This window comes from Nitrospirota bacterium (assembly GCA_020846775.1).
Taxonomy (GTDB): Bacteria; Nitrospirota; 9FT-COMBO-42-15; order HDB-SIOI813; family HDB-SIOI813; genus RBG-16-43-11.
On the sequence record JADLDG010000065.1, the window covers coordinates 1 to 10,967 of the forward strand.

Here is a 10,967-nt window from a genome sequence, read left to right on the forward strand (position 1 = left end):
ACTAAAGCGACTGTGTGACGGCGAAGATGTCTATTTATCAGTTTCAGAGCTGCTGGCCTTAGACCAGTACCTGCGGAGGTTTAATGAAGGATTGGCCGAAAATACAATATTCTATCGAGGGGAAAATATATTGGATTCATTGGCAGAAAGCGAGGCCCTGACTATCTTTATTGCAGCCAGATACCATCAAGAACTTAAGACTGAAACTGTTTCACGCTGGGATATGCGAGCAGTCACACGGTTTACCAGGACGAAGCTTGCGGGTATGCATATCGATATCCAGGATGTGCTTCTCTGGGATCGCATCGAGCAGATCAAGGATGATGACTGGATCAAAATGCTCAAAGACGACAGAGCAAAGATCACTATCGGCAGTCCCCTCAACTGTCCAGCCTCTGAGTACCTTATGGCCAGAATGGTCAATCTGACACCTTATCAAAAGGAGCCGTTAGATATAGATAAACCACTTCCGTTCTATTTTATTTTCCCGGACGAATCGGACTGCCCAAGCACATTTTTTATTCAGAAGAGTGAGGCGATTACATTATTACAGAAGAAGGTGAGAGAAATCGAATCGATAGCTGGGAATACGCAGGAAACAAAGGAATCGCTGACAAAGAAGATATTGGAAATAGAATCGTTGAAGGGAGATGACCGGGCAATAATAGTATCTCAAGATGTTTTCATCAGTACCCGTGTGGGAGCAAGTTATGCCCTCCTGGTTGCACAACGCCAGCCTCCTGTTGGACAGGTTGACATGAGCCTCTGTGGAACATATGGGTCAACAACTCTCGGACTTGCTAATGTTGTCACCAAGGGAGAAATTAATGCTGCATTGCTAAAATTCGATTCAAACAAAAAACAACCGCTACTGGTAGCCGTAATTGAAGTAATCACAGCGCCACGATCTACTGGTTCATATGGGCCACAGGAGGAAAACCGCAGGCTCGTCAGTGCAAGTGTCGTTCGTGCCCCAAGGTTTTTTAACTTTTCTGATGGGAGATGGGTTGAGAAATAAATGATGCTGGGGAGTGTCTTGATGCTGACAAGGCGATGGTCATGGCCTATGAATTCAGGATTTTTCCTGTGATAGATTTGTGATATACTTCTATTCAAGCAACAGAATTCATAGGAATAGGTAGAAACTATCGAGAACGCTTAACATCTGGTTAAACAAAACAAAACGGGGAAACCGGATGAACTTAAAGCCCTTTCAAAAAATGGTTGTTAAGAATTGCCAAGGCGAGGGTCGCGGGTTCAAATCCCGTTTCCCGCTCCAGTAAATCAAGAGGTTACAGCAACAGAAATCTTCGCTTTATCACCGACTGTAACCAAAATGTCACCAGACTTATCCAAGACCTCTACTCCATGCCGCAGAGATTCAGGATTATGATGTGCATATCTCATGGTCATAGTAATCGTCTTATGTCCCAATAATTCCTTGACAACATAGAGGTCTATCCCGTATTGTAGCAGACAATGCCCTTGTGGTATATAGGAGGTAATAATTTTTCAGGAGACCTGTTATGCCAGCAAGATACCGTTACACAATAGAAATTATTCCAGAAGAAGATGGCATTGGTTATTATGCTGTCGTCTCCTCATTGCCTGATTGTTTTTCTCAGGGCAAGACCATTGAGGAGGCAAAAAGGAATATCAAGGAGGCGATAGCACTGCATATAAAATCTCTTAAGAAGACAGGGGAACCCATACCCTCTGAATCAGCCGAAGCCTATAAAACCGTTATTGAGTGGCTGCTTGAGCCGCAAATTGCCAAGAATAACTGCCATTTGACTGTGAAAATTATGCTATACTAATGTCAAAAGATTATTTGGAGGTGATTGTATGAAAACAGCAGCAAAGAAGATAAACCCCGATGATTATATACTATTAGTGCTTTCGCCTGAAGAACGACTTGATGCTGCCTTTAAGATTGCAAAGGAGGCTTTCAAAAAAACTACTTTGACGATGAAGGATATTGACAATACAGTTAAGATAGTCAGGAGAAAGTCATACGGAAAAAAGAGATAGGGTAGTAATAGATACTGGCTTAATCATATTATATTCCCCAAGTTTCTACGCGTCTCACTCATCAAGATTTCGCAACTTCTTTGATTACACAATCCTGTGGGGATAAACCAATAAAGGAATTAAGGAAAGGAGGAGAAGATGGATTTTTGGGATAAGATCAGGAGAGATGTGCAGAAGGGTATTAAGGAAGGACTGAGTGCGGTGAAGGAGGGGGCTGCGGCAGCCAGGGAGAAGGCAGAGGAACTGACGGCAGAAGGCAAGAAGCGGTATAAGGTCTTTGATCTCAAGATGAGGGTTCAGAGAGAGATGTCGGAACTCGGCGGCAAGGTATATGATCTCAGTGCAAAGGTCAAAAACCCTCTGGCGGATAAGAAGGTGAAGGGAATTATTGGAAAGATCAAGAAGCTTGAAACCCGGATCATGAAAATCGAGGGCCGGGTTGAGAAAAAGGTAAAAAAGACGGGCAGGAAGGCCATAAAAAGATTGAAAGCCTGCTAGTCTTGAAACAGATTCCCATGACAAGGGAATAACTCTGCGGGATGCCAGTTTGACAAGGGAGAATGCCTATGAAAACGGTTATTGCAGTGATTATTTTAATTGCGGTTATTGGAGCGGGGGGATACTTTGGACTGCCTCTCCTGATCGGGAAAGAGATGGCTGATCTCAGGACGGAGGTCAGTACTCTTAAAGAAAAGGTGCAGAAAATCGAGGCCTTTGTTCAGAGTGAAGAAGAGATCCGTAAGGTTACACAACTGACCCCGGATTCTGACACCCGGAAAATAGTTAAAACTGTGAATGCTATTTCCATGAAACTTAACGCATTGGAAGAATCTTCAGGCAAAAGGATATCTGACGCAGATGACGCGATAAGGAAACAGAAGGCAGAAATGGATGCGGCGATGAAAAGTCAGACAGAGGCCTTGAACAAATTCAATATAGAAACAGAGAAAAACCTTCAGAGAATCCAGTTTGAGGCATCTATGGCCACGATCCGAAGCCACATCCTGAAAGTCCAGGTGGAGCTGCAAATCCGGAATGTTGCAACTGCCAAGGCCGAGATGGAACTGCTCAGCGACATGTTTGAAAAAATGGGAAATGTGGTTCCGGAAGAAAACAGGAAGACCATCAAGGACCTTCATGAAACACTGAAGAAGGCAAGAGGAGAGATAGACAGTGATCTGCCGGCGGCAATAAACAGGATAAACCTATTATGGCATGAAATGGGTAAATTGCTGAGGAAGGCATAGTTATCTGCTATCTGTTTCGTATACCTCTTTGGGCGAATCAAGCACTTTCCGGCAGGTAAAAGAGTCGTCAGGCAAGTCTATTGGCAACTCCAGGTCATTCCAGTCACATGAATCCCTGAGGAATTTGTAGAGTTCTGCGTCAGCCGGAAACAGAAAGTCAAACCAACCCAAATCCTGTTCCCAAAGCTGGGCAGGGGACAACTTGCAGTTTTTTTTTCCGAAGGTAATGGTTGCCGTCTTTTTCTGGCCCCAAACCACAGCTTTTTCCGGGGCTTCGCCTCTTTGGTCCACACGTATTGTAACACCGTCTCCCGAATATGTTATTTGTGCGAACCGTCGTTTATGGCGATCCGGGTTCGTGTCCATGGGAGCGTCCTCATGCAGCACACCGCCTATGATTTCTTTAGTCTCCCGATCGAAACAGACCCGTTCCCCTGTCGGAAGCTCGAGCTCCAACACATTCCCGCCGGAATCATTTTCAATAAGACTCAGTGTTGGGAGTACCTTGCGGGGGAAAAAATATATGGACGTTCTCATCAATGTGTGACTTGTCTTTCCAGCGGGCATGGTTTGCTCGGAAATCGTCATTCTAATGTTTTGCATCTCTCTGCCTATAAACTTAAGACGATAACTCCTTTCAAGATTCTGGCCTTGAGGAACAATGTGAGGTGAACCCAGGTTGGAGAGGGTGAAAGATACGGCTTCTCCAGATTCCGGATCTTGACAGATACGGATTCCTTGTTTTTCTGAACAGAGGAACCCCAACCGCCTTTTAGCGGATTTATCCGTTGAAAACCGGGGGACAAATTCAGAGACTGCAGGCTTTCGGATAGGAATCAAGAACTCGTTTAGATCGTCCGATGCCCCTGTTGTTCCGGGTGAGTCAAAGCCAAAGACAAGGGTAAAAAATAGGATACACCGGAACCATCGGCGATAAAAAACAAAACGGAAACTATTCAACGAATACCTCCCTTCTTACCCTAAAAGATACTACATTTGCACGATAATTACCACTTGCGGTAGTTTGAATTATTTCCCCAAGTTTGTTAGCCTTTGCAACGAAGAGAACAGAGGTGGCAAATATTGACAAACGAGGACCTTCATGAAACTCTGAAGAAGGCAAGGGGAGAGTTAGACAGTGATCTGCCGGCGGCAATAAACAGGATCAACCTTTTATGGCATGAGATGGGTAAACTACTGAGCAAGGAATAGTTATTTTTCTTTGATAAATTTACAAGACAGATATCTTTACTGTAGGTACCTTCGTTGTTCCTCTGCGGACGATTCTTGTAATATTCTCTTTAGGTATCTTGAATTCCCCGGTAAAAAAGGCTGCAATCATATTTGCCCTTTCTTCAGCATGCCTCTTCTCACGCTGATGACCCGTTTCCGTATAAGATTCAATGACAAATTTTGACGCCGGATTTCTTTGATAGACCTTCTTTATTTCCAACAATACAGTCTTCATATCCTCTGACAGGTTTGTCTCCTTCCTGTTAAAGGTCAGAGGGGAAACAAACGGCAAGGTATGAGCTGTCAGTTCAACTTTGGACCCAAGCTCTTCCGATAGTATTCTGCTCAACCAATGCATTTCGATATCGGTAAGAGGAGTATCCCTTCTTATCTTAAGATTTACGGAAATAGTGCTTGTCTTGTAATGAAATCCGACATAAAAATCATCCACGACAGAAGGAGAAATGATCTTGTCAATTTTCTCGACCGTTATTCTGACTAAACCAATAATATCATCTCTTGAATTCTTGATGACCTCCATGGGAGGTTTCGACGGTGCAAGGACCGGCAGGAAGACCGATTTTGCCGCCTCTTCTGTCAACCCGCCTGCCTGTACCCGGACCTGTTCAACATTCAGGATAACATCACGCTTCAGATACCGACCAATCCTTTCCTCAATACTTTTGAGGTCCACATCTTTCAGGTAGTCAACCGTATTGACAATAGCGTTGATTTCCAATCCACGGTCATCCCTCTCGATATAAGCAAAGGTATCGAGGTGAGAGCGTCTTTCCATATCAAACTCCTGTTTCAGAGTAAACTGGACATTATTTTTCAGCCTGACCTGTGATACAGAAACATGAAGGGTGTAGATCAGGGGGATTGCGATGATCAGAAAAATCCCAATTAGAATGGCGACCCTCTTCTTTAATTGTAAGATGGTCAACTCGGTCATGATTCCCGGTTTAAATCCATAGAGATAAAAAACCAGGGAGGTGGCGAAGATAATGGCGACAAAGTTTGTAAAGAAGAGGAAAAAACCTCCGCCTGCTATGGCGCCATTCCATGTCCCTATACCAAAACCAGTGACACTGAGAGGGGGAATGACAGCAGTGGCTATGGCAACTCCCGGGACAATGGTGATGTAGTTCTTTTTGGTGCAAATGGCGATTGCACCGGCGAGACCGGCGAGGAAGGCAACAACGAGGTCGTAGAGGTTGGGCTTTGTTCTCGATATTATTTCATCGGTGACATCCTGAATGGGGGACAGGTATGTTGCCATAGATGCTATGGCAATAGTTAATGCAACACTGTAGGTGATCTTACGGAGGGCCTTTTTCCCTATCAACCAGTTTCCTGTTATGAATGCGAATCCACTGCTCAGTATGGGGCCCATAAGCGGTGAGATAAGCATGGCGCCGATGATAACCGCTGTAGAATTGGTAAGAAGCCCGGTCAGGGCTATCAGATTTGCCAGCGTCAGAAAAAGAAAATAGCCCGGGGATATATCTACCTCTGTATAAATATCCTTGATCACAGATGAACGGTGAACATCAGAGGCCATCTTTTCAAGTCTTTGTCTGATATAGAAGCCGATTTTCCTGACTAAAGTCTCATAGTCCAATGAAATTACCTCATGACTGCTTTCATATGGTATTTAACATCAAAATGACATCAACCACTTGAAATTTCCTGTACTATAGCATATAACCAATTAAAATAAGTTATCTCTTCAATTGTAGGGTCGTTCATGATTCAGGTCAACAGAAAATCCTGAGAGATTGATTTGCCAGTTATCTCATCCTGTAAAGAAGCATCAGGTTTATTACATAAATTATCACAATCCCCATAGAATCCCATGCCATAAAGTAAAACGGCTTTTTCTCTGCGCGATATGTCAGGCCAATTATGGCAATTGTTGTCATCGCTATAGCTGAGATTGCCGATACTACGTGCTGCGGATCGGCGAAAGAGAGGATGGGACCAGTGGTGAAGAAAAAATCATCCAGTGTAAGAATGAGAATATTGAAGACATTACTGCCGAGTAAATTTCCCACTGCAAGGTCTATGACTCCCATCTTTATCGCTGCTATTGAAACCACGACTTCAGGCAGGGAAGTTGATATTGCGATGAAAATATTTCCGACAAACGTCTGTCCAAGACCGGTCATCTCTGCGAGGCCTTCACCTATCTTTGGCAGGAATGCGGCTGCGATGATTACAAAGAATGCGTTAATGGTGTAGTGTAAAACTGCATTTCTTGTAGTTACATCTTCGTATTTAATTTCAACAGCAATCTCTTGCAGATATTTGGACATATGGCGTTTTTCGTAATAGAAGATCAGCCTCATCGCAATAATATATATAAATAGAGTGCAAAGACTGTATACCCCTATCCATAATATTGCAGGAATGTAATTATGTGCATACATGCTGAAAGCAATGGTGCTCAACAAGAGTATGCCGAATCCGGCGGATAATACATGCCCCGGATTGGCCTTTGCAGATATAGGCATCGGTTTGTAAAAGGCATCAAGGAAGGCAAGAATGAACATGTTAAACACACAACTTCCAAGCACATCACCTACAGCAATATCCGGTACATTAGCATACGTAACAGACGTAATCCCGGTGACTAATTCGGGAAGAGAGGTGACAGATGCCATAAGGACAACACCGATCCATGCCCTCCCCAAACCTGTTTTCTCGGCAATGATGTCCCCGTATTTTGACAGACGTGTTCCTGAGTAGACAATGACAGCCGTGCATACAATGAATCCAAGCCAGAGAAGCATTAATGACCTCCATCTCATACTATTTCATAAGAGAACATAGTGTCAAGAATACGGATAGATTCAGATAGACGTCAAATGTAATTTGATATTTCATGCCAACATAAAGTAAACTCTGACTATGGAACAAATCCTGGAAGGCAGGATGATGTCGTGATCACCTGGGGAAAGGCGCTTGGCATCCAGACAAAAGTCACGGTATTTATTATCGGGGTAGTGGTCTCTGTCCTCTTTGTTTCAACGTATGTTTCACGGACACTGACAGAACAGAAGGCAGAAGAAAACCTCAGGGAACGATACATAAACATTGTCAAACAAATTGACGCCGGTATAGTAGAAATAGAGGAGTTGCGGGATACGCGCACACTGCAGGAAGAACTTGAGAAACTCCTCCAGGTAAGACCCAATATCGTAATGGTTGAAATTTTTGATCTGACATCTGAGAAAGTCCAGCTTACAGCCAGAAAAAGCATGGAAATGAATCGCCCTGTCATTGCCCCCGATTCGACCAATATAGAAGCTGTTAAACGCGGAGAAGTTCTCACCAGTCTCAAGATGGATGGGGCTGATCGCTTCTGGAATATAGTGGCTCCTGTTCGTATCCGGAAAGAGGTCTCCGGTCTGATACGGGCGAGAATATCAACAAAGGAGTTTGACGATCTGGTCTCTGAGGAACGCCGTCAGGCATTTCTGATTACTGCGACTGCCGCCGTTGCAATCCTGGTCTTTCTTGTATGGTACCTCCGCCGCACTGTCAGTAAACCTATCGAAATACTTATTGAGGCAATGGCTCAGGCAGAATCAGGAAATCTGAAGAGCCGGGTCAGGTCTTATTCACGGGATGAAATAGGTATGCTGTCGCAACAGTTCAACAAGATGATAGAGAAGATCAGGAATTTTAACGAAGAACTGGAAGAAAGAGTTCAGCAGGCAACGAAAGAACTGAATCACAGATACAATGAGTTGATTAGTCTGAACAGGCGTCTTTCTGAAGCTCGGTTACAACTGGCACAGTCAGAACGCCTCGCTGCTGCAGGACAGGTAGCTGCGGCAATAGCGCACAGTATTGGCACGCCCCTGCATTCAATCTTGGGACATCTCCACCGTTTGAAGCGGGATACATCTGAAGACAGACGTGAGGAGAGGTTGAAGATCATCCATTCACAGGTTGAAAGAGTTGTGCAGATCATTCAGGACCTGCTTGATACAGTCAGGAAACCTGCCCCAAGAATGGCGCCTGTCCGGATTAACAGACTTCTTGAAGAACTCTTGTATTTAATTACACCCGGCATCTCTCTGCGGGGGATTAATTTAACAGCAAACCTGGACCCTCAATTGCCTGATATTGCAGGTGATGACAATCAGCTCCAGGAACTGTTTCTCAATCTGCTGACCAATGCAATGGATGCGATGCCGGGAGGAGGGGAGTTGGAAGTCAATACCGCTCTCAGCCAACTCACAGAGAGTAACCATGAGGCCGTCACAATAACGGTCAGTGATAACGGACATGGAATAGATGAGGCCAACCTGCCAAAGATTTTTGAACCCTTTTTCACCACCAAAGAACGAAGCAGGGGAACAGGACTGGGGTTGAGTATATGCAGGGATATTACAAAAGCCCATCATGGTGAAATATATGTTTCCAGCCATGCTGGAAGGGGGACAACATTTACAATCATATTGCCGGTGAAACAGCATGAAACGCACTGAATCAGAATCCTGCCATATCCTTTTAGTGGACGACGATGAAATAGCCTGCCGGCTTCTTGCCGAGGTATTGAGTGACGAGGGTTATAAGGTTGATACAGTCCGCAGCGGGCAGGACGCTGTGAAAAAAACAGAAACCTCATTCTATGACCTCGTAATAACAGACCTCATGATGCCTGGTATTGATGGCCTCGAGATATTAAAGAAATTCAAACAGGTCAGTCCGGACACCCTTGTAATTATGATAACCGCCTTCGGTTCTCTGGAGTCGGCAATCGAGGCAATGAAAGCCGGGGCATTTGATTACGTCAGCAAACCTTTCAGCGAGGATGAGATCAAAATAGTTGTCAGGCGCGCCATGATGCAGAAGCGCCTTCAAAAGGAAAATGAACAGTTTCAGAGGGAATTAAAAATGGCCCATGGACTGGATCAGATCATCGGACGCAGCCGTCCGATGATGGATATTTATAAGACTGTCGCGATGGTTATTAATAGTACGAGCAATGTCCTGATCCAGGGTGAAAGCGGGACAGGGAAAGAGTTAATCGCCAGGGCTATTCATTATAATAGTACGAGGTCATCGAAGCCCTTTGTAGTCGTAAATTGCGCTGCACTGCCTGAGAATCTTCTTGAAAGCGAACTCTTCGGTCACGTTAAAGGCGCCTTTACAGGGGCGATTATCAGTAAGAAGGGCCTTATTGAAGAGGCTGAAGGAGGCACCTGTTTTCTGGACGAGATCGGTGACATGAGCCTGCCGCTTCAGGCGAAAATGTTACGGATGATACAGGAGAAGGAAATAAGACGCGTCGGCAGCACTGAACCTGTTTATGTCAATGTCAGGATAGTAGCAGCAACCAATCAGCCGCTTGACCGCAAAGTTAAAGAAGGGGGCTTCAGAGAAGATCTATTATACAGACTGAAGGTTGTAACAATTACTTTGCCTCCTTTGCGTGAACGTAGAGAAGATATCCCTCTTCTTGCAGGCTACTTCCTGAAAAAATATACCGCAGAAGCAGGGAAAGACGTTTCCGGTTTCAGTCCTCAGGCAATGGATCTGCTCTGTCGTTATTCGTGGTCCGGTAATGTCAGGGAACTGCAACATACCATTGAACGCGCAGTAGTTCTTACTACAAATACGGTCATCCTGCCGGATGACCTGCCGGAACAGGTCCGGTATAATTCTTATCCTGAAGATGACCTTCCTCCCTTCAAATTGATGCCGTTGGATGAGCTCGAAAAGCTATATCTCATGCGGGTTCTAAAGGAAACCGGCGGAAACAAGAGCGAGGCGGCAAAGATTCTCGGGGTTGACCGAAGGACTCTTTACAGAATGGCTGAACGACATCGCCTGAACCTTACTGATAAAGAGGACAACTCTCCTTTCGAAGAGGATCCGTCAAATTAGCAAATATGCCTCACACGGTGTGGCAGAATGGCTGCTGATATCAATTTCACGATAGGATGAAACTCCTGCAAAGGTATTGAAAAATAAGGGTGTGCCGGTGAAAAGGGGAAATGGCACAATCATTGCTGTTTCTTCATTTTAATGAACAGCACAATCACTATTCTTATTGCAGAGGATGACCCTGTTGCCTGCGCCCTGCTCAAAGAGACGCTCCAGGCGGAGAATTATTCAGTGGATACAGCCGTAAACGGTATAGAGGCATTGAAGAAATTAAGAGCGCGGAAATATGATCTGTTAATTACGGATTTTATCATGCCTTATCTGGATGGATTGGATCTGCTTGCCAAAGCCAGGACAGAGTTGCCTGACCTGCAGGTTATATTGATGACAGCTTCGTGTCAGGAGGCGATACTGATTGAAGCGAAGAGACGGGGGGCTGATGCAGTGATCCCGAAACCCCTTGAGATGAAGAAGCTGTTAAAGATCACAAAGGGTATTTTACAACCACAAAGGAGGAGATAAGTCATGTTTAAAAAGGTTGGATTAAATTTA

At 44.6% G+C, this 10,967-nt stretch carries 12 protein-coding genes; 8 read left to right on the forward strand and 4 right to left on the reverse strand.

The window, feature by feature from the left end:
• Window positions 1-1,018: hypothetical protein (locus tag IT392_09205; GenBank protein MCC6544663.1), on the forward strand; the 1,018-nt coding region annotated here is incomplete at its 5' end.
• 266 nt (window positions 1,019-1,284) lie between these two features.
• Here the strand turns inward: IT392_09205 and IT392_09210 are convergent.
• The gene (locus IT392_09210) at window positions 1,285-1,509 is read right to left on the reverse strand and encodes a tyrosine-type recombinase/integrase (GenBank protein MCC6544664.1); all 225 of its coding nucleotides are present in this window, start codon (window positions 1,507-1,509) and stop codon (window positions 1,285-1,287) included.
• 17 nt (window positions 1,510-1,526) lie between these two features.
• Here IT392_09210 and IT392_09215 point away from each other — a divergent pair, with 17 nt between their 5' ends.
• From IT392_09215 to IT392_09230, 4 genes are all read left to right on the forward strand, one after another.
• Window positions 1,527-1,817, forward strand: coding sequence for a type II toxin-antitoxin system HicB family antitoxin (locus IT392_09215; GenBank protein ID MCC6544665.1), 291 nt, complete (start codon window positions 1,527-1,529; stop codon window positions 1,815-1,817).
• Window positions 1,818-1,845: 28 nt separating this feature from the next.
• Window positions 1,846-2,031, forward strand: coding sequence for a hypothetical protein (locus IT392_09220; protein MCC6544666.1), 186 nt, complete (start codon window positions 1,846-1,848; stop codon window positions 2,029-2,031).
• Between the two features lie 138 nt (window positions 2,032-2,169).
• Window positions 2,170-2,529, forward strand: coding sequence for a hypothetical protein (locus IT392_09225; GenBank protein MCC6544667.1), 360 nt, complete (start codon window positions 2,170-2,172; stop codon window positions 2,527-2,529).
• 68 nt (window positions 2,530-2,597) lie between these two features.
• A complete protein-coding gene (locus tag IT392_09230) occupies window positions 2,598-3,278 on the forward strand; it encodes a hypothetical protein (protein ID MCC6544668.1) in 681 nt (226 codons plus the stop codon).
• Here IT392_09230 and IT392_09235 read toward each other — a convergent pair whose 3' ends face one another.
• From IT392_09235 to IT392_09245, 3 genes are all read right to left on the reverse strand, one after another.
• On the reverse strand, window positions 3,279-3,881 hold the full coding sequence (locus IT392_09235; GenBank protein ID MCC6544669.1) for a hypothetical protein: 603 nt from the start codon (window positions 3,879-3,881) through the stop codon (window positions 3,279-3,281).
• A gap of 628 nt (window positions 3,882-4,509) precedes the next feature.
• On the reverse strand, window positions 4,510-6,135 hold the full coding sequence (locus IT392_09240) for a DUF389 domain-containing protein (protein MCC6544670.1): 1,626 nt from the start codon (window positions 6,133-6,135) through the stop codon (window positions 4,510-4,512).
• Between the two features lie 169 nt (window positions 6,136-6,304).
• Window positions 6,305-7,324 carry a sodium:calcium antiporter gene (locus tag IT392_09245; protein ID MCC6544671.1) on the reverse strand — a complete coding sequence of 340 codons (1,020 nt, stop codon included), beginning with the start codon at window positions 7,322-7,324 and terminating at the stop codon, window positions 6,305-6,307.
• Between the two features lie 132 nt (window positions 7,325-7,456).
• On the opposite strand from IT392_09245, the gene IT392_09250 reads away from it, so the two are divergent.
• From IT392_09250 to IT392_09260, 3 genes are all read left to right on the forward strand, one after another.
• Window positions 7,457-9,013 carry a HAMP domain-containing protein gene (locus IT392_09250; protein MCC6544672.1) on the forward strand — a complete coding sequence of 519 codons (1,557 nt, stop codon included), beginning with the start codon at window positions 7,457-7,459 and terminating at the stop codon, window positions 9,011-9,013.
• A complete protein-coding gene (locus IT392_09255) occupies window positions 9,000-10,415 on the forward strand; it encodes a sigma-54-dependent Fis family transcriptional regulator (protein ID MCC6544673.1) in 1,416 nt (471 codons plus the stop codon). The genes IT392_09250 and IT392_09255 overlap by 14 nt, the downstream gene beginning before the upstream one ends.
• Before the next feature lie 141 nt (window positions 10,416-10,556).
• A complete protein-coding gene (locus IT392_09260; GenBank protein MCC6544674.1) occupies window positions 10,557-10,937 on the forward strand; it encodes a response regulator in 381 nt (126 codons plus the stop codon).
• Window positions 10,938-10,967: the final 30 nt, after the last annotated feature.